Origin of the sequence: Streptomyces verrucosisporus (assembly GCF_017114865.1) — a bacterium.
GTDB lineage: Bacteria > Actinomycetota > Actinomycetes > Streptomycetales > Streptomycetaceae > Streptomyces > Streptomyces fenghuangensis.
In genome coordinates, this window is the sequence record NZ_JADEYH010000005.1 from 213,504 (window position 1) to 231,669 (window position 18,166).

The window sequence follows — 18,166 nt, forward strand, 5'->3', positions numbered from 1 at the left end:
GGGTCAGCGCACGGCGGTGTCCCCGGGGCCGTAGGGCACGGGTTCGGCGGCTCCGGCGGGCATCTCGGTCCGTTCGGCGGGCTCCCTGAACCCCTGTGCGTCCGGGGTGAGCAGTCCGCAGACCTCCTCCAGGAGGCCGAGGAGGTCCAGCAGCCTCAGCAGGTCCGGCAGGCATCGGGGGTCCTGCTCCTGCGGGGCGTCCGGACCGTCGGGGTCCCCGGGGTTCTCCGGCTCCTGCGGGGCGCCGGGCAGGTCGAGGATCGTGCGCCCGTCGCCGCCGGGCTCGGCCCAGCCGGTGCGCAGGCCCGCGTAGGACTCCCCGAAGGCCGGGGCCGGTCCGTCGGCCCCGGGCCTTTGCACGGTTCCCTCCGGGGCGGTGAGGGGAACGCGCAGCCCGGCGGGGGCGTCGACGGTCACGGTGGGGCCGGTGCGGTGGGCGGTGACCTCCCCGGCGTCCAGTGCCGCGCGCCAGGCCGCGCGCTGCCGCATCTCCTGTCCGACGGCCCTCATCGGCAGGTTGACCATCGGGGTGTTCCCGGCGAACAGGTCCGCGTAGTCGTCCAGGATCCGGTCCAGGGCGGGGTAGGCGATGCGGTCCTCGGCCAGGTTGGACTGGTGGATGAAGTGCGGTCGCGGGTCGTTGCCCATCACATGGCGCAGGGCGATCCGCGCCTCCAGGGGCACGATGTAGGACTCGTAGCCGGTGGACAGGTCCAGCGGGGCGTCCAGGCAGGTGGTGGTGGCCGGCGAGTCCTCGCACAGGCCGCTGCCGCCGTCGGAGCGCCGGGTGTAGATCCAGTTGTACTCGTCGACCTGCTCGGCGGTGCGCCCGGCGTTGTAGAAGATGTTCATCGGGTACCGGGGCACGGTCAGGGCGGGGCCGAGGGGGCGCTGGGCGGCCTCGCGGGAGGCGTCGGAGGCGATCCAGGTGACCCCGGTGGTGGTGAGCGAGGGGGCCAGGTTGGGGTTGTCCCGCGGCTGCTGCGGCAGGGTGACCAGGCCGGAGTGCTCGCCGGTGACCAGTTCCCGCTCGTCGACGGCCAGGTCGTTGCGGTCGGCCCAGGAGAGGTTGTTGTCGATCTGGGTGGTGATCAGGGCCTGGCTCTCCCAGCGGGTCTGCCCCTCCTCGTCGGTGGCGCACCGCCACGGCACGACGGTCACGTCCTGGACGCAGCCCAGGAAGAGGTGGTTGTAGGTGTGGTTGATCCAGCGGTGGGAGGCCTGGTCGGCGAGCATCCGGGCGGCGAGCGGATCGGAGCCGTGCTCGGAGCGGTGCAGGTCGCTGCCGCCGCCGTTGAAGGCCATGTCCAGGGTGAAGCCGCGGTCGGCCGACCACTGGGCGGCGTACGCGGCGTCCGCCTCGGTCATCCGGATCGGGTCGGTCTCCAGCCCGTCGTCGGCCCCGCCGCAGTCCACGTCGCCCGGGGTGCAGTTCAGTTCGGTGTGCCAGCGGTCGTCGGCGGCGAGCACGTCGTCGACGTGGACGGCGAAGTGGTTGCGGTCCACGCCCAGGTGGACGCCCTGGGTGAGCCAGGCGACGATGCCGCGGGCCAGCAGCCGGTACTGCTGCTGGTGGCGGTTGTAGACGAAGGTGACGACCAGTTCGCTGCGGCCGTCGTGGGTGTACTCGCCCACCAGCGAGCCGCGTTCCCGGCTGCCCGGGATCGGGGCGTCGACGTAGGAGGTGAAGGAGGCGCCCTCGGGCGGGTCGGCGAGCGGCACGGCCAGGTAGCCGTAACTCTCGTCCACCTGCGGGTCGTTGTCCTCGAACGGCACCTCTCCGTCGAGGTAGCCGAACGGCCCGTTCCGGCCGGCGTCCGTGACCTGCGCCGTCTCGCCGTCCAGGGGGCCGGCGTAGCCCGTCTCCTGCGCCGGGTCCAGGCCCACGGCGGGACCGGCGTAGGTGTAGGCGTCCACCTGCCGGATGCCGAACTCCGCCTCGTACGCGGCGAGTGCGGCCATCTCCGCCGAGCCGGCGCCGAAGGGGTTCTCGTTGGGCAGCACCACGCCCTGGTACCTGGCGCGCGGGCGGCCGTCCACGGTGTCGCCGAGGAAGTCCCCGTCCACGGTCGGCCGGTCGTCGTCGGCGAGGTCGACGGTGGTGTAGGGCGTGCCCGCGTCGCCGAGCGCCGAGGTGATCGCGCCGACGGCGGGTCCGCCGTCGTCGACGACCAGGACGCGCAGGTCGATGCGGGGCGCGGGTTCCTCCGCGGCGGCCGGCGGCGCCGTCGTGAGCACCATCGGCAGGGCCGCGGCCAGGCAGGCCGCGGCGGTACGGATCGCATGCCTCATCGGACGTTCTCCCCCCGGGGCGGCCCGTACCTGCGGTGCCGCCCGGTGTCGAAGCGCGCGAACGCCCCGGCGGTGCCGGTGTCCGCGCGGGCTGACTCCCCTTGTCGTGTGGCCGCGGTACCCGGGGCTCCCCTCCCCGGACGGCGTACGGCGGGCACTGCGGGCGGCCGGCCCGGCCGGTCTCCAGGAGGAGCTTCCCGGCGCTTCGGACGCCCACCGATATGGTGCGCCATCCCCGGGCCGTGTGAACGCGTCCGGGCCAAGTCGTCGGGCTCCGTTCACTCTTCCGTGACCGGAATTCACCGGAGCGCAATCGTCCGCGTGCGCCCCCTCGATGCCGTCCGGGGCCCGGTGCCGCCGCCGCACGCTGCATCGTCATTGGCGTGAACCTATGACGATGCAGCACTCCGACCGGTAAGGCATATGCGCATTTGATATTCATGACACCGGAAGTCGGCTGAATGCCGACGGCCCGCCTCCGAGGGATATGGATGCCTTCGCGCCGGTTCGCCCCGCCGGCTCCGGTGCCTTCACGGTGCATCGCTCCGATCACTGGACTCTCCGCCCCTGTTCCTGCCAACCTCTTTGCCGTCAGCGGCCGTTGCCGCCGGTCAGCCATCCGTCCCGGCCGGCCGCACACGGGGAGGCGGCAGGCGGTGCCGGACCCGCGGTGGACGGCCGGCGCCGCTCCGGCCCGGTTCCGGCGGGTCCGCACCCCGCCCGGGCCGCGGCCTCGACCGCCCACGACGCACGAGGGGACCGCCCAGTGAAGGAACGGGAACTGCGCCGACGGTGCAGACGGCTGCTCAACGAACTGGGCATCCGGCCGCCCCTGGACGTGGCCGAGCTCTGCCGCCGCGTGGAGCTGCGGCGCGGCAGGCCCTTGAAGCTCGTGCCCCACCCGATCCCCGTCCCGGGCCCGTTCGGCCTGTGGATCGGCGCCCCCGCGGCCGACTACATCGTCTACCAGCGGCAGACCAGCGGCGCCCACCAGCGCCACATCATCCTGCACGAACTCGGCCACATGCTGGCCGGCCACCACGGCGGCCGGCCCGACCACCACGACCGCCACGAGGAGGAGCTGCTGACCGCGCTGCGCCGCGGCACCGAGCACCTCGCGCCCGGCGAGATCCCCGACCTCGACCTCGACCCCGGCCCGGTACGGCGGGCGCTGCGGCGCACCGCCTACGACAGCGCGCAGGAACGGGAGGCCGAGACGGTGGCCACGATCATCCTGGAGTGGGCCTCGGTACTGGACCAGGTGGCCCCCCGGTCGTCCGCCGGCGCCGCGGCGGACCGCATCGGCACCGCCCTCGGCGACCGGCTGGGGTGGCTGTGAGCCTGCTGCTGTCCCTGTACGGAGTGGGCTCGTTACTGGTGCTGGCCTGGATGGCCCACCGGCTGACGCGGGCGCCGCGCGACGTGCCGCTGTGGGCGGTGACGGGGCTGGTCGCCTGCTGGGCCGCGGCGTACCCCCTCGGACTGGCAGCCGACCGCGAGGAGGTGTTCCTGGGGCTGGCGCCCATGACGTCCCGGCTGGTCCAGCACATCCTGGTGCTGGCCGCGGTCAACTGCATGGTCTGCTTCTACCTCTTCTGCGCACTGGAGCCCGCCCGGGCCCGCAGGCGCGCCGGCTGGTACGCGCTGGCGCTGATGGGCACGGTGGCCGTCCTCATCGCCGCGGTGGCGGCCGTCCCCGAGGGCACCCGTACCCGGGACCACACCGTCACCGGCGTGGCGGTGTTCTTCGTGACGGCCGACCTGTATCTGGCCGTCGGCTTCGCCCTGGGCTGGATGTGGTCCCGGCGCTACGCGCGCCTCGCCGAGCCCCGGCTGGCACGCGGGCTGCGGATCACCTCGCTCGGCATGGCCGCGATCGTCGTGGCCGACGCCCTGTTCGTCCCGGCGGTGCTGATGCGCTGGGCCGGCGGCGACGGCGCGCCCGCGTCGCTGGACACCGCGGGCGCCGCGGAGACGACGCTGGGCTGGATCGGGGCGGTGTTCTTCCTGCTGCCGGGCACCGTGCTGATCCTGGCTGGCGTGACCTATCCGGCCGCGGTGATGCGGCTGACCGCGCTGCGCGTGTGGTGGCGGCACCTGCGGGCGTACCGCGGACTGGAACCGCTGTGGACGGCGCTGCACCTGCGGTTCCCCGAGGACGCGCTGCACCGGGTGCCGGCGCGGCCCTGGCGCGACGCGCTGAGCCCGCGCGGGGTGCACCGCCGCTACTACCGGCGGGCCGTCGAGTGCCGCGACGGCCTGGTGCGCGTCAGCCCCTACCTCTCCGCGCTCGACGACGACGGCGGCGGGGACGGCGGTGGAGGCGGTGGAGGCGCGGTGCCGCCGGAGCGGCTGGCACCGCGGCTGCGGGAGGCGCTGAGGGCCCATGCCGAGGGCCGCCCGGTGACCACCCGCGCTGTGCCCGTGGCCGTACCGGCCGAGGGCGGTCTGGACGCCGACGTGGAGCGGCTGCTGGCGCTGTCACGGGCGCTGCGGGAGGTGGAGCGCGGCGGGCGGGAGGCGGTGTGAGGAGCCCGGGGCGAGGCGGACGGCACAAGGGGCGGCCGGTCACCGGCAGACCTGGTCCAGCCGGTCCGGCTTCCGCCGGAACCGCTGGACGTACTGCCGCCCGGACTCATCCTGGATCTCCTGGACCCGCTCCAGCGGCCCGGTGGGGTCCTGCCCCGGATCGGCGAGGAATTCAAGTGCCCGCGTGCAGCGCGTCGTGGGCCGCCCGGTACTCCCGGTCCAGCGCGACGTCCTCGATCCGGCCGTGCTGGACAGCCAGCCGCCGGTAGGCCCGCAGTTCCCCTCGCAGCTCCGCCCGCCGCCCGTATCCCCGCTCGGCCGCCTCCCACGCGGACTCCACCGCCCGCTCGGCCCGTTCGGTACGGTGCCGCAGCTCCTCCGGCGCCCCGGGAAGCCGGGACCGGTCCAGGTCGGCGCCGGTGCGGTGGGCGTGCCGCAGCCAGGCCAGGTCCATGTGCAGCCGGGTCACGGCCGGGCCGGGGTAGTCCACCCCCGACAGCCGCGCCCTGGCGCGGGCCAGGTCCCGCAGGCGCGCGTCGAGCGCCTCCAGCCGGCCCGCCAGGGCTCCCGTGCGGTGGCGCAGCGCCAGGTCCTCCTCGGCCCGCCGACCGATCCGGGCGCGGACCTGGCGGCCGCGCAGCGCGAGGGCGACGCCGCCGGCGACGGACCGCGCTTCACCGTGGACAGGGTGTGCCTGGAGATGGCCGTCCAGGTCCGCCGCGAGGGCAGCGGCCGCACCGACCTGCGCATCGGCGTCGTCACGGCCGACCTGGGCGGCGGACTCAGCCGGGACACCACGCACCGGGTCCAGGTGGAGCTGACCCCCAACCGCCCGGGCGGCACCTATCTGGTGGGCGGGGAGCCCGGCGACTGATCCGGCTCTCCCGGCCGTACGCCCCGCTAGGGTTTCCCCATGGCAGCGACGCACCTCGTGATCATCGGCGACCGGGACGCCCTGAGCTGGGTCGTCACCGCCCGGCGCATGGCCTTCCCCGCCGGCCGTTCCGCCACCCTGGCCGAGGGCGACGAGGTGCTGCTCTACACAACGCGCGGCTGCTTCCGCAACCCCACCCGCGACCTCGGCCGGGTCATGGCGAGGGCCCGCGTGGCCGGACCGGTCCGCAGCCTGGACGAACCGGTCCGGTTCGGCGAGCGCGCCTTCACCGAGGGATGCGACCTGCGCATCGACGGCCTGGCCCCGTACCGCGAGGGCCTGGTGCTGCGCGATCTGGTGCCGCGTCTGGCCGTCTTCCCCGACCCGGCCTCCTGGAGCGTCCGCCTGCGCCGCACCATCCTGACCCTCCCCGCGCCGGACGCGGAGCTGATCGGCCGCGAACTCGCCGCCCACCTGCGGCCCTACGCGAACGCCGTGGACGGCTACCACGCGGCGCGGCGCGGTGCCTGACGCGCCCCCACAACGCGTCGGACACCGCGCCGAACCTCCCCCGTTCCCCCGTTTCTCCCCCGTCCCCCGTTCCGCGCGGACGTCAGGCGCTGCGCCTGAGTCTGCGCCGCTCCTCCTCCGACAGCCCGCCCCACACCCCGTAGCGCTCGTCGTTGGCGAGGGCGTACTCCAGGCACTCGATGCGCCCCTCGCACGACTGACAGATCTTCTTGGCGTCCACGGGAGTTCTGCCCGGCTCCGGGAAGAAGGGCTCGGAGCCGATCTGCGCGCACAGCGCGCGCTCCCACCATCCGGTCAGCTGCCCGACCGGACCGGAGTAATCAATTGCCATGCCGGGAAGCCTGCCCGGCGCTGATCAACGTTTCGTCAACGTCCGATCAACGCGCGCTGACCGGCCCCCGTCGGCTCCCACCCTCCCACCTCCGCACACCCGCGCCCCGGGGTTCGCGCCACCGGGCGTGTCAGCCCGCGGCGCGCGTGTAGGTGAGGATCACCGCGCCGCTGCCGAGGACCGTGTGGTCGGTGAGCGTCCAGGCACGCGGATCGAAGGAGGCCTTGCGGGAGAACACCGGGATCCCGTCGCCGATGGTCATCGGAGCGATCTTGAGGATCAGCGTGTCGATCTCGGTGTAGAGGGAGCCGGCCAGTTCGGCGCCGCCGATCAGCCAGATGTCCTTGCCGTCCTGCCGCTTGAGTTCCCGGACGGTGGCCACCGGGTCGTCGGCGACGAGTTCGACGGCCGGGTCCGGGCTCTCGGTCATGCTCCGGGAGAAGACCAGATGGCGCAGGTGGGGGTAGGCGTCGGTGACCCCGGCCGCCAGGCCGATCTCGTAGCTGCGTCTGCCTTCGAGCACGGTGTCGAAGCGTGTGCCCTCCGCTGTGACGGACAGCGCCTGCCGGGCCTGCGCGGGCAGTGTCTCGGGGTACTCGGCCACCAGATGCCGGATGTAGTCCTCCGCGAGGGGCCAGAAGCCGTTCGGGCCGGTGGGGTCCGCGCCGTCCGGGCCCGCGATGAAGCCGTCGGGGGTGATGGCGACGTAGTAGACGAGTCTGCGCACGCTGGTTCCCTTCCATCGGTCCGCTGTCGCGGTGCGGCCCGGGCCGCCGGGTGTGGCGTGCCGGGGTGCGGGGCCGCTCGGTGATCATCGCACCGGGCCGGTCGCGCGGGTGCCGTTCCGCCGATTCCCGCGGGCACTCGCACAGCCGACGGCCCGGCCCCGCCCCCGCCCGGCTGGGACGGGCGCCGGTGGGGGCCGGTGGGGGCGTTCGAGGAGGCCGAGGAGTGGCTGGTCGAGTCGCTCGGAATGTGGTGGCCGGACGCGGACGAGGGCAAACTGCTGGACGCCGCCACCGCTTGGCGGGACTTGATGACGCGGGCCAGGCGGGGCCACCGGTAGGCGGCGGCCTCCAGCGCCGGGCTCCAGCAGATGACGGTGGCGGCCGGCAGGACGCCGTCCGCGATGGAGCTGCTCTCCCCCACCAGGCCTGGGGCGACCACCGCCTGGCCGACCGGCACCACGAGGAAGACGTCGGTGATCCCGAGGCCGCCGGCCTCGCGCTGTCCGGCGACGCGCACCATCGCCATCCAGCAGGAAGGTGACCGTGCCCCGCAGGAAGGTCCCCACAAGGGGGACGCCGGGGGCGAAGAGGGTGTTCCAGTCGGGCATGCACCGAGACAACCGCCGCCCTGGCGGCCGCCCCGCCTGCGACGGGCCGGGCGGTCCCGTCCTCCGCTCGGAGGGCGGGACCGCCCGGCCCGTCGCAGGCGGGCCTCCCGTCAGACGACCCGCTGCATCGCCTTGCGGTGCCGCTCGGCCATCGCGGCCCCGGACTCGCGGCGGGCCATCCTGCGCAGGACGGGCGGCGCGAGGAGCAGTCCGGCGACCGCCCAGGCGCCCAGCACGCCCACCGTCTCCAGGTACCGCCAGGACTCGCCGATCTCGGCGGCGACCGCCACGTCCGGCAGCAGCGCGGCACGCAGGCCGAGGCCGAGCCAGTACACGGGGAAGACCTGTGCGACGAGCTGCAGCCACTCGGGCAGTTCCGTCAGGGGGAAGTAGATCCCGGAGATCACCACCAGCCCCATCACCGGGAGCATCAGCAGCCCGATGGTGCGCGGGCTGGTGACCAGCGAGCCGATGACGGCGCCCGCCGGCAGGGTCGCCAGCAGTCCCAGCGGCACCACCCACACCAGCGTCAGCAGCGCGCCTCCGCCACGCTGGGCGACTCCGTCGACCATGAACACACCGACGGCGAAGGGGAGCGCCATGGAGACCAGGGCCGTGCCCGAGACCATGACGACCTTGCCGACCAGATGGCCGACCATGCCGTGGGGAACGGCCTTGGCGCGCAGCAGCGTGCCGTCCTCGCGCTCGGTCGCCAGCAGTTGCGCCGTGGTCATCATCCCGGTGAACGCCAGCGTCATCCCCAGCATGCTCGGCAGCATGAACGCACCCGCCGAGATGCCCGCGCCCTCCAGCGCCTCGTCCCCGACCAGGAACAGCGGCACGATGAGCAGGACGGTCCAGAGCACGTATCCGAACACGTCCTGGCCGCTGGTGAAGGTCTGCTTGAGTTCCGTCCAGCCGCGCCGCAGGCCCGTCCTGGCCGCGTACCACACCGGGTTGTTCATCGCGTTCCCTCCCCGAAGGCGTGTGCCGCCTGCTCGCCGGTGACGTGGCCCGCCTCCAGCTCCCGCACCATCGTCAGATAGGTGTCCTCCAGGCTCGCCCGGCGCACCTCCAGCCCGCTGATCGCGTCGCCGTGCTCCTCGAAGAGGCGGCGGACGAAGCGGGTGGGTTCGGCCGTCGCCTGCTCGAAGGGCTTCCCGTCCCGCGTCCAGCGCACGGTGGCCTCGGCCGACGCCTGCCGGGACAGCTCCGCGGCCGGACCGTCGCCCACGATCCGGCCGCCGGCCAGGATGAGGATCCGGTCGGCGAGCTTCTCCGCCTCGGCGAGGTCGTGGGTGGTCATCAGGACGGTGGTGTTCTCGTCCGCGAGCCCGCGCACCAGGCCGTGGAACTCGTTCCTGGCCTCCGGGTCGAGGCCGGCCGTCGGCTCGTCCAGGAACAGCAGCTCGGGCCTGCCCACGATGCCGACGGCCACGTCCAGGCGCCTGCGCTGCCCACCCGACAGGGTCGCGACCCGCTTGTGCGCCTGCTCGGCCAGGCCGACGGCGGCGATGAGCTCGTCGGTGTCCCACGGCCGCCGGACGAGGTCGGTGGAGTACGGCGCGTAGTAGGCGCCCAGGTGCTCCAGCAGCTCCCGTACCCGCCACTTGCCGTGGTCGCGCCAGGACTGCAGGACGATGCCCAGGCGCGCGCGCCACCGCTCGTCCCCGTGGGCCGGGTCGGTGCCCAGGACGGCCACGTCGCCGGCCGAGCGCATCCGGAAGCCTTCCAGGACCTCGATCGTGGTCGTCTTGCCCGCGCCGTTCGGACCCAGCAGCACGAGGACCTCGCCCCGGCGGGCGGTGAACTCCACTCCCCTGAGCACGTCCTGGGTGCGGTAGCGCATCCGCAGGTCGCGCACGTCGATGACCGTGTCGCTCTCCGGCGGGCCGCCTCCTGCTCGGGCTCCCGCTGCGGGTATGGCGTGGTCGGCCGTCATCGGCTCTCCCCCGTCTCTTTCGTGGTCCGCTCCGCGAGGCGGGGCCGGAGGCTGTGCCCGCGTCCGTGGTCATTGGACGCGCTGTGCGGCCGTGGCCGTCCGTCCGGGTCCTCCCCGGACGGGCACCCTACCGAACGGCCCGGCCGCAACCCTCAGCGAGCGGCAGCGCGGCCCAGGAAGTCCTCCCACGCGGACGGGGAGACGGCGAGGACCGGGCCGCCCTCCTCCTTGGAGTCGCGGACGTGCACGGCTCCGGGGCGGTACGCGACCTCCACGCAGCTGTCCCCCTGGGAACCGCTGTGGCTGCTCTTGAACCAGTTCAGCTCGTCGCCTGCGCTGCTCATAGCTCTCCTCTCATCCGCTTCAACAGTTCGACCGAGTCCGCCGGGGACAGGGCCTGCGAACGCATCCTGGCATAGCGCATCTGCATCGCACTGACCTCTTTCCGCCCGGCTGCATATGGTTCGTCCAGCAGGTCAGGGCTGAGGTGAGTTCCAGTTCGCCGACGCACTGGTCCCCGCTCGTCTCTCCGGTCAGCCGGAACCCGAGTCCGAGGTAGAGGTCTTCGGGGCCTTCCTCGCCGGGATGCCGGCAGGCCGTGAGGCGGGTGCCGCCACGGTGGCGGATCTCGGCAGCCACTGCCCGGACCGCGAAACGGCCGTAGCCGCGCCCCTGCTGTCCGGCCGCGATGTTCAGACGCCACAGTCCCGAGCGGGTGTCGGTGCCGGTACCGTCCCCGGTGAAGTCGATGCCGAGGAAGGCCATCAGGAAGCCGACGATTCGGTCGCCGTCGAGGATGAGCCGGGGCCAGGCGACGTCCGGATGCACATACGCCTCGGCGAGGGATGTGACGACCGGGGCGACCAGGTGATCCTCGTCGGGATGTACCTTCAGGGCGATCGCCGTCTCGAAGTTGCCGGGGGTGATCTTCTCCAAGCGGGGCGGGGCAGCCATGCGCGGACCCTGATCTCGCTCTCGCACGGAGGGCCGGCCGATAAGCCGACGGGCCCTCATGCGAGGTCGAGGTCAGGATTCGGTGATGTGCTGGTCACGGCCGGCCATGTAGATCCGCGCGGAGTCGCGGGCCTCGGCCCGCATGACCACGGTGCGGGTCCGGTTCTGTTCTTCGGGAGGCAGGGCGGGAGTCAGGTGCTCGTCCAGCAGACGCCGCAGTTCGGCGGCCAGTTCCGGGTCCTCCTCCAGGAGTTGCTGAAGCCGCAGTCGCCAGGCACCCGTCAGCGCCTGCTCGGTGTCCTCGTCCTCTTCCCGGCGTGCTGTCAGCACCCGGCCGCGCAGCGCTTCCAGTTCCGAGCCCACGTCCTCGGCCCGCTCCGGCCGGTGACGCCGCCACCAGGCCACCACCGCGTCCCGCGCGTGCTGCCAGCCGTCGGTGGCCATCGCGCTGACCATCGCCGCGCCGGCCGCTGCCACGATCGGATCCATCTCCCGCCCTCCCCCTGTCAGGTGTTCCGTTTTCCGCCCTGTCCGGCCCCTACGGGCCTCCGACGCTTCCTCATCAGGTCTGGTCGGCCTCACTGTCCGCCCTGAGTTCGCCCAGCAGTGCGCGGCTCGCCACAGTGAAGGGGTGGTCGGCTCCCAGTGCGCGTTCGCGCCTGGCCACGACGTCGGACATGAGGGCGGTCCCTTCGTCCCGGTGGCCCAGTGCGGCCCGGGTCCGGGCGAGGAGTTGCCGCGCCGACAGCGCGATCGGATAGTCGGGGCCGAAGCGGCGGTCGTACGCCTCGGCGACCGACCGGATCTCCTCGTCGGCCGCTCCGAGGCGGCCCAGGACATACAGCGCCCAGGCGTGGTTGTGCCTGGCACTCAAAGTGACGGTGTGATCGGGACCGAGGTGCCGCAGGCATTCCTCGGGCAGGGAAAGCAGAGTGCCGCCGTCCTCGGTCTCGAGGTCGGAAGCCGGCAGGATCACCAGGAGGCTGGCGCGGGAGCGCAGGGTCAACGGATGCGCCGGGCCCAGTGCCTCGCGTCGGCCCTCCACCGTCCGTCTCAGAAGAGCCAGCGCGTCCTCGCGTCTGCCGAGGTTGCCGAGGACGAGTTGGAGGCCGTGGCAGGTGTCCAGGGTGTCCGGGTCGTCGGGGCCGAAGAGCCTTTCCTGTGCCTGGCGTACACGCCCCAGCAGGGATTCCGCCTCGTCGTACCGGCCCAGCCGGAAGAGCGCGCGGCCCTCCCTGGAACGCGCGGCCAGTACGAGGCGGTGCTCCTCCCCGAGGAGCGGCTCCGTGAGGGCCACCGCGGTGCGGACGGTCTCCCAGGCTGACAGGTAGTCCCCGGTGCGGTGCAGGGCGACGGCCAGCCGTGTCGCCACGGCCAGCGCGTCGGGCGTCGCGGAGGAGTCCGCGAGACGCCGCAGCAGGGTGAGAACATGGGGGGCGAGCAGCCGTAACCGCGGCTCGTACGGCCCGGCGTCCGGAATCGCCGGCACGGCTGCGCCGAGCAGCTCGACCGCTGTCGAGTCGAGGACCGCGACCTCCGCACCAGGGGTGGCGGCGGCTACGCTGTCGAGCAGCACACCGTGGCTCTGCACGCAGCGGACACCGGTGTCGACCAGTTCGGCCAGCGAGTGGTCGAGGAGTGCCCGCAGCGCCGTCTCGGTGCGAGTCCGGGGAAGGACCTCCTCGATCTCCGAGCGGTTCAGCACGGACAGGGGAAGAGGCTCGGGCGCCATCCGGGCCAGGAGCCTCAGCAGGGCAACGGCGCCGGTCAGGCCCCGAGCCTCGAACGTGTCGAGGGTCAGCTGCCATGTCCGGCCCACCAACTGCCGGGGATCCTCCTCTTCCAAGGCTTCAGCCCCCTGGTCTATGAGTGTCACTCTTTCGCCCTCGTCGAGACGGTGTCCGTAGATCTCCATCGACCAGGGGTCGATCACCTGATGGGAGAGGAAGCCGCCCGCGAGCGTGAGGGCCAGCGGCAGACGTCCCAGCCGGTCGGCGATCTCGGCCGCCTGCTCCATTGTGCCGCTGCGGGGTGCGAGATCACAGAGTACGCGCGCGGCGTCCTCACGCGGCAGGACCCCGATGTGCTGCAACTGCGCTCCCGGCCACCAGCGTGCGGCGGCCCGGCGGGTGGTGACCACGACGGTGCCGCGCGGGCTGGTGCGCAGCCAGCTGCCGTCCCGGAGGATGGCGGGGTCGTCGGCGTTGTCGAGCACCAGCAGCCAGGGCTCGGCGGACCGGTCGAGGTACTCCCACACCAGATCGGCTGCGGGCCGGAAGCCGTTGCGCACCGCCAGCAGCTCGCTGTCCGCGGCTCCCCGGTCGGAGGCGACGGCGAGCATTCCGGCGCGCAGGCTCGCGCGGTCGGAGGCGTTGACCCACAGGCCGGCCAGACCGAGTCCCGTCGTGGCGGACCGGAAGAAGTCGTAAGCGACGGCCGTCTTGCCGCATCCGCCCAGACCGTGGAGAACGTGGATGTCACAGCCCCGGCCGGATGCGGCGCTCTCCTTCAGGCGGTCCAGTACCTCGAGTCGGTCGCGCAGGACCACAGGCGGGCGGCCGACCGCCGGGTGGCGGACGGAGTCGGGAGTGCCGGGCCCGGGTTCCCGGCCACCGTGGTGGTGATGCTCGCTTATGTGCTGGTCACCCGAGGCCTGGTAGACACGGCCCTCACCCTCGGCGCGGCCGTCCATCGAGCCCCTCACCGCTGCCCGGCGGCGCGGTACCGCCGGGGCCGCCTCCATCGGAAATCCGCCGCCATCGGAGGGGCCGGCGGTGTCTGCGTGCTCTGTGTGCGTACAGGTACTTTTGAACTCACAGGCCCCCCAGTGGCTTCCCGGCGTTCACCCTGACCAACGGTCAAAAATATTATAACTTAATTATCAGCATATAGAGTTGAAGTTCAGCATTTCAACCGGTTATCGATACACCGAACACCTCGGGATCGGCAAACGCCCGTCACCGGCCCCGCCTTGGACAGTCAACCGCATATGCCAATCATCCGCCATCTCCGGCTTGACTCGAAAAAGCACCTTCGATCGCTCGCCGGAGCGATACGATTGCAGCATTTCGGCCGATTGAAATGACCGGGCAGCAAGCCTGGCCAGAGGGGTGGTGGCTGTGGGCAGACCGTGGGAAGCCGACGCCGAGACCGGCTTCAGCAGGAGACTGGGCAAAACCCCGCAGGAGTTAGGGGTGACCACGGACAATCCCGACTGCCCGGACATCTGGGAGCTCGGGAACGGGGACATCGCCGTCATCGGGCGGGACCTCACGGAATCACTCGGAAAGAACCTGCCGGCCGGTGTGTCGATCGGAGCCGACGAGCGGCTGGTGGTCATCCCCAGGAGCATGATGATCGCGGCGAAACCGGATATCCCCAATGTTTGAATCATTCCCGGCAGGTGAATCAGTGCGCCTCGACCGGAAGAGGTACCACGAGGACTTCTACCGCGTCTTCGAGAGCGGGATCCGGCAGCTGAGGAAGCTCGAACGCGGCCAGCACTTCAGGGAACGCGGCTTCCCGAGCTGGGAGGCCTTCGACTCCGGGGAGTGGGAGGAGGCCCTCTCCCTCATCGAGGAGAAACGCGAGTCCTACGCGCGGCAGTTGCGGGACGCGGAACGCCGCGGGGTCCGGCAGCGCCGTCTGCGGGTGGTGGAGTTCCCCGTCACGCCGTATGTGCAGTGGGAGTTCTTCGTCCTCCGCCTCAAGGTGGAGCTGGGCGACGAGATCAGGGCGGTCGACGCCCGCGCGATCGCGGAGACCGAGCGCGAACGGCCCGTGCCCGAGGTGGTGATCCTCGGGGACCGGGCCATGTACGAGGTGGTCTACGAGAACGGGGACGCGGCGGGTGCCAGGCGTTACGCCGACCCGGCGCTGATCGCCGAGACGGCGGCCGGTTTCGACGCGCTCTACGAGCGCGGCGAGGACTTCACGGAGTTCTTCGAGCGGGAGATCGCCCCGCTGCCCCCGCCCGCCGCGGGGCGCCGTGTCGCCGCCGGGCACGGGGCGTCCCGGGCCTGAACCGCTCCCTGCCCCTGGCACCCCGGCTTCCCGGCCGTACCGCGTGCCCATGTGCCCCGCACCGACGCCCGCCGGCCCCGCGTGGACCGGTGGGCGTCGGCACGAGCGCGGCGACGCGTCCGGCGCGCGGGGCGGTGCGGGCGCGGGCGCCCGTCACCGGATGTCGTGGCCGGGGTGGGCCCGGTCGTAGCGGTGCCGTGCCTCGGCTATGGCGGCGCGATGGGCCAGTGACCATTCGGCCAGCGCCTTGACCAGGTGGGTCAGTCCGGCACCGGTCTCGGTCAGGCGGTAGTCGACCTGGGCCGGGATGGTCGGGTACACGGTGCGCAGGACGAGCCCGTCGCGTTCCAGCCTGCGCACGGTGAGGGTGAGCATCCGCTGGGAGATGCCGTCGATCGCGCGCTGCAGTTCCCGGAAGCGGCGCGGCCCGTCGGCGAGTTCGGCGATCACCAGGACCGACCACTTGTCCCCGATGCGGTCCAGGACGTCACGGATCCCGCAGTCCGGGTGGTCCTCCTGCCCGCAGGGGTCGAGGTCGGCGGGCACGGTGGTTACCCCGGTGTGCGTGGGTGACATCGAACTGCCTCCTTGTGGCCGGTACACGGGCCGATCAGGATCGATCGTAGTTACCGAAGAGAACCACGGCGGAGGACTCGTGACCGACATGACCCTGGTGACCGGAGCCGGCGGAAACCTCGGCTCGGCCGCGCTCGCGGCGCTGCGCGCCCGCGGCGCGAACGCGGCGCGAACGCGACGGGCGGCAGCCGCACGCCCGGCGAGGGGATGCGGCGGCTCGACTTCGACGATCCCGCGGACATGGACCTCAGTGGTGTGTCGACGCTGCTGCTGGTATCCGCCGGCTACGCCGAGGACGACCGGGTCGTCGGGCGGCACGCGGCCGTGCTGGAGGCCGCCGTCCGCGACGGCGTCGGCCATGTCGTCTACACGAGCCTGGCCGGGGCCGGCGACCACCTCGCCTTCGCGCTCGCGCACCGTGCGACCGAACGGCTCGTACGCGCCTGCGGCCTGCCGTGGACGATCCTGCGCAACGGCCTGTACGCCGAGCTCTTCGGCGGCCTGCTGATGTGGGCCGCCGACGGCGCGGTGGAGTCCGCCTTCGGCGACGGCGCTCTGGCGGCGGTCGCCCGTGCCGACCTCGCCGAGGCCGCGGCGGTCGTCGCGGCGGCCCCGGCACGGCACGAGGGGCGCACCTACGACCTGACCGGCGCTCCGGTCACGGCGGCGCGGGTCGCCGGCCGGCTCGGCGTTCCGCACCGGACCGTCGGCCTGGGCGAGTACCGGCGCAGGATCGCCGGGGGGATGCCGGGTCTGCTTCCGTTCCAGCCGCCCATGCTCGTCTCGATCGCGACCGGTGTCCGGCACGGCTTCCTGGACGGCACCGGCCCCGATCTCGCCGGCCTCCTCGGCCGCCCGGTGCGCGACCCGCTGGACGCGGCCGTCGCGGCCGCGTCCGCCGCGCGGCCGGGGGCCGCGGCCTGAACCGTCGGACTCCGCCGCGGTGAGTGTTCAGGTGGGGGAGGGTCAGGTGCGGGCGTCCAGGCGGTGCAGCAGGGAGCCGTCCCGGCCGAAGACGTCCATCAGGTACCCCCGCTCCAGCGAGACGCCCTCCACCTGCACCAGGAAGAAGACGAGGGACTCCTTCAGCCGGTCGAACCTCTGGGCGTCCGAGTCCGTGGCACGGCTGCGGACGGTCAGCAGGGGCACACCGTCGGGGCCGGACTCCCGCTGGACGGCGTAGACGTCCTCGTCGCCGCCGGATTCGCGGTAGCGCCCGGCCAGCGCCTTCGCCCCGGCGGGCGCGGCCGTGCCCACGGCCGTGGGACCGGCGGACGCGGGGGCGGAGGGGGCGCCGGGCCCGGCGTCGGGGCGCTCCTGCCCCTGGCCGCCGGTGCAGGCGGTCAGGAGGGCGGCGCAGAGCGGCAGGGCCAGTGCGGCGGCGCGTACGGGCGGGCGTGGTGCGTCCGGGCGCGCGCCTGTGCCGGTGTCCGTGGCCTCGGTGCGGGGTGTTCTCCGTAAGAGCATCGGCCGACCGTACCGCCCCGTTCATCCTGGGAGGACCGTACGGACGGGGAGGCGCGGTGATGACCGGTCGGCACGAGGAGTACGACGTACTGGTGGTCGGGGGCAGCGGGGTGGACACCGTCGTCCGCGTCGGCTCGCTGCCGGTCCCGCTCGCCGACTCCGTTCCCGTCGGCCCGGTCGAGGAGCACCCCGGCCACACCGGCGGATACGTCGCCCTGGGGCCCGGACGCTCGGCCTGCGGACCGCGCTCGTGGATTTCGTCGGCGACGACTGGCCCGGCACCCTGGTGCGCGAGCGGATGGCCGAGGGGCGTGGAGTTCTTCCCGCTGCTCTCCCCCTCCGGTACCCGTCGCGCGGTGAACCTGGTCGACGCCGCCGGCCGCCGCATGTCCTTCTACGACGGCCGCGATCCGGCGGGCCTGCGCATGCCGCGGGAGTTCCAACTGCCCCACCTGCGGCGCGCCCGCCACGTCCATCTGACCATCATGGACTTCGCGCGCTTCCTCTACGACGACACCGAGGCCCTCGGCGTCCCCGTCTCCACCGATCTGCACGACTGGGACGGGCTGGCCGACCACCACCGGGAGTTCGCCCTCCGCTCCGACCTCGTCTTCCTCAGCGCGGCGGGCGCGGGCGAGAGGACGCCCGCCCTGATGCGGGAGATCCTGCGGGAGGGCCGCGCCGAGGCGGTGGTCGCCACGGCGGGCGCGGAGGGCGCCTACGTCCTCGCCCGGGACGCCGGCCCCGACCCGCGCCACGTCCCTGCGGCCGTACCGCCGGCGCCGGGCTGTACGCGGACGCCGGGCTCCAGGTCGTCTACATCGCGCTGGCCCTGTACGGCTGGTGGTCGTGGGCCGTCGGCGTCCGCACCTGGTGGGTCCTGGCCTGCGCGACCGCGGGCGCCACCGCCGGGCTGACCGTGCTGCTGGACCGGGCCACCGACTCCACCGTGCCCTTCTGGGACGCCCTGACCACCGCGCTGTCGCTGGCCGCCACCTACGGCCAGTGCCGCAAGAAGGTCGAGTCCTGGTACCTGTGGATCGCCACCGACGTCGTCTACGTGCCCCTGTACGCCCACAAGGGGCTGTACCTCACCTCGCTGCTCTACCTGGGCTTCATGGCCCTGTGCGTGGCCGGGCTGCTCGGCTGGCGGCGCGAGCTGGCCGGCCGCACCGGCCCGGCGGTCCCGGTGGAGGCCGCCGCGTGAGCGGGGGGGGGGGGGGGGGGACGGAGAACCCGGGCGGCCGGGGAAGGAGTTCGGGCACGGGCTGGTGCTGGGCAAGTTCTACCCGCCGCACGCCGGCCACCACC

General features: G+C 73.2%; 18 protein-coding genes and 4 pseudogenes. 9 read left to right on the forward strand and 13 right to left on the reverse strand.

Annotated elements, in window-relative coordinates:
- Window positions 1-3 precede the first annotated feature (3 nt).
- Window positions 4-2,292, reverse strand: coding sequence for a hypothetical protein (locus tag IQ279_RS09415; RefSeq protein WP_206347896.1), 2,289 nt, complete (start codon window positions 2,290-2,292; stop codon window positions 4-6).
- Window positions 2,293-3,058: 766 nt separating this feature from the next.
- Here IQ279_RS09415 and IQ279_RS09420 point away from each other — a divergent pair.
- Window positions 3,059-3,631, forward strand: a complete 573-nt coding sequence (locus IQ279_RS09420) for a hypothetical protein (RefSeq protein ID WP_241027827.1) — start codon at window positions 3,059-3,061, stop codon at window positions 3,629-3,631.
- On the forward strand, window positions 3,628-4,821 hold the full coding sequence (locus IQ279_RS09425; RefSeq protein ID WP_206347897.1) for an MAB_1171c family putative transporter: 1,194 nt from the start codon (window positions 3,628-3,630) through the stop codon (window positions 4,819-4,821). The genes IQ279_RS09420 and IQ279_RS09425 overlap by 4 nt, the downstream gene beginning before the upstream one ends.
- Before the next feature lie 172 nt (window positions 4,822-4,993).
- Here IQ279_RS09425 and IQ279_RS09430 read toward each other — a convergent pair whose 3' ends face one another.
- Window positions 4,994-5,290: a hypothetical protein gene (locus IQ279_RS09430; RefSeq protein ID WP_206347898.1), complete on the reverse strand. Its 297-nt coding sequence runs from the start codon at window positions 5,288-5,290 to the stop codon at window positions 4,994-4,996.
- A gap of 105 nt (window positions 5,291-5,395) precedes the next feature.
- Between IQ279_RS09430 and IQ279_RS09435 the strand changes: the two genes are divergently transcribed.
- Together IQ279_RS09435 and IQ279_RS09440 are read left to right on the forward strand one after the other, a co-directional pair.
- Window positions 5,396-5,695 carry a trypco2 family protein gene (locus tag IQ279_RS09435; RefSeq protein WP_206347899.1) on the forward strand — a complete coding sequence of 100 codons (300 nt, stop codon included), beginning with the start codon at window positions 5,396-5,398 and terminating at the stop codon, window positions 5,693-5,695.
- Window positions 5,696-5,734: 39 nt separating this feature from the next.
- A complete protein-coding gene (locus IQ279_RS09440; RefSeq protein ID WP_206347900.1) occupies window positions 5,735-6,226 on the forward strand; it encodes a hypothetical protein in 492 nt (163 codons plus the stop codon).
- An 82-nt stretch (window positions 6,227-6,308) separates the two neighbouring features.
- Here IQ279_RS09440 and IQ279_RS09445 read toward each other — a convergent pair whose 3' ends face one another.
- Entirely contained in the window at window positions 6,309-6,557 is a 249-nt protein-coding gene (locus tag IQ279_RS09445; RefSeq protein WP_093656188.1) for a WhiB family transcriptional regulator, read from the reverse strand.
- A gap of 130 nt (window positions 6,558-6,687) precedes the next feature.
- Window positions 6,688-7,284, reverse strand: a complete 597-nt coding sequence (locus tag IQ279_RS09450; protein ID WP_206347901.1) for a dihydrofolate reductase family protein — start codon at window positions 7,282-7,284, stop codon at window positions 6,688-6,690.
- Between the two features lie 198 nt (window positions 7,285-7,482).
- Between IQ279_RS09450 and IQ279_RS09455 the strand changes: the two genes are divergently transcribed.
- Entirely contained in the window at window positions 7,483-7,623 is a 141-nt protein-coding gene (locus tag IQ279_RS09455; RefSeq protein WP_206347902.1) for a hypothetical protein, read from the forward strand.
- A gap of 380 nt (window positions 7,624-8,003) precedes the next feature.
- Here the strand turns inward: IQ279_RS09455 and IQ279_RS09460 are convergent, their stop codons facing one another.
- From IQ279_RS09460 to IQ279_RS09485, 7 genes and pseudogenes are all read right to left on the reverse strand, one after another.
- Complete coding sequence (locus IQ279_RS09460; RefSeq protein ID WP_206347903.1) at window positions 8,004-8,858, reverse strand: ABC transporter permease; 855 nt, start codon at window positions 8,856-8,858, stop codon at window positions 8,004-8,006.
- Complete coding sequence (locus IQ279_RS09465) at window positions 8,855-9,835, reverse strand: ABC transporter ATP-binding protein (protein WP_206347904.1); 981 nt, start codon at window positions 9,833-9,835, stop codon at window positions 8,855-8,857. The genes IQ279_RS09460 and IQ279_RS09465 overlap by 4 nt, the downstream gene beginning before the upstream one ends.
- Before the next feature lie 152 nt (window positions 9,836-9,987).
- On the reverse strand, window positions 9,988-10,179 hold the full coding sequence (locus IQ279_RS09470; protein WP_206347905.1) for a DUF397 domain-containing protein: 192 nt from the start codon (window positions 10,177-10,179) through the stop codon (window positions 9,988-9,990).
- Window positions 10,176-10,280, reverse strand: a pseudogene (locus IQ279_RS27880) (transcriptional regulator); the annotation flags it as partial. The gene IQ279_RS09470 and the pseudogene IQ279_RS27880, both read right to left, overlap by 4 nt.
- A gap of 41 nt (window positions 10,281-10,321) precedes the next feature.
- Window positions 10,322-10,789, reverse strand: a pseudogene (locus IQ279_RS09475) (GNAT family N-acetyltransferase); the annotation flags it as partial.
- 72 nt (window positions 10,790-10,861) lie between these two features.
- Window positions 10,862-11,278, reverse strand: a complete 417-nt coding sequence (locus IQ279_RS09480; protein WP_206347907.1) for a hypothetical protein — start codon at window positions 11,276-11,278, stop codon at window positions 10,862-10,864.
- A gap of 73 nt (window positions 11,279-11,351) precedes the next feature.
- Window positions 11,352-13,481, reverse strand: a complete 2,130-nt coding sequence (locus IQ279_RS09485) for a tetratricopeptide repeat protein (RefSeq protein ID WP_206347908.1) — start codon at window positions 13,479-13,481, stop codon at window positions 11,352-11,354.
- Window positions 13,482-13,908: 427 nt separating this feature from the next.
- On the opposite strand from IQ279_RS09485, the gene IQ279_RS09490 reads away from it, so the two are divergent.
- Both IQ279_RS09490 and IQ279_RS09495 read left to right on the forward strand, forming a co-directional pair.
- Window positions 13,909-14,178 (forward strand): hypothetical protein, encoded by a 270-nt coding sequence (locus IQ279_RS09490; RefSeq protein ID WP_093656776.1) that lies wholly within the window; start codon window positions 13,909-13,911, stop codon window positions 14,176-14,178.
- Window positions 14,171-14,812, forward strand: coding sequence for a DUF6879 family protein (locus IQ279_RS09495; protein ID WP_206347909.1), 642 nt, complete (start codon window positions 14,171-14,173; stop codon window positions 14,810-14,812). The genes IQ279_RS09490 and IQ279_RS09495 overlap by 8 nt, the downstream gene beginning before the upstream one ends.
- A 153-nt stretch (window positions 14,813-14,965) precedes the next feature.
- Here the strand turns inward: IQ279_RS09495 and IQ279_RS09500 are convergent, their stop codons facing one another.
- Window positions 14,966-15,388 carry a winged helix-turn-helix transcriptional regulator gene (locus tag IQ279_RS09500; protein WP_206347910.1) on the reverse strand — a complete coding sequence of 141 codons (423 nt, stop codon included), beginning with the start codon at window positions 15,386-15,388 and terminating at the stop codon, window positions 14,966-14,968.
- Window positions 15,389-15,476: 88 nt separating this feature from the next.
- On the opposite strand from IQ279_RS09500, the pseudogene IQ279_RS09505 reads away from it, so the two are divergent.
- Window positions 15,477-16,312: pseudogene (locus tag IQ279_RS09505) on the forward strand (NAD(P)H-binding protein).
- 42 nt (window positions 16,313-16,354) lie between these two features.
- On the opposite strand, the gene IQ279_RS09510 reads toward IQ279_RS09505, so the two are convergent.
- Window positions 16,355-16,855 (reverse strand): hypothetical protein, encoded by a 501-nt coding sequence (locus tag IQ279_RS09510; protein WP_241027829.1) that lies wholly within the window; start codon window positions 16,853-16,855, stop codon window positions 16,355-16,357.
- Window positions 16,856-17,630: 775 nt separating this feature from the next.
- On the opposite strand from IQ279_RS09510, the pseudogene IQ279_RS27890 reads away from it, so the two are divergent.
- Window positions 17,631-18,062 (forward strand): annotated as a pseudogene (locus tag IQ279_RS27890) (nicotinamide mononucleotide transporter family protein); the annotation flags it as partial.
- Window positions 18,063-18,166 lie beyond the last annotated feature (104 nt).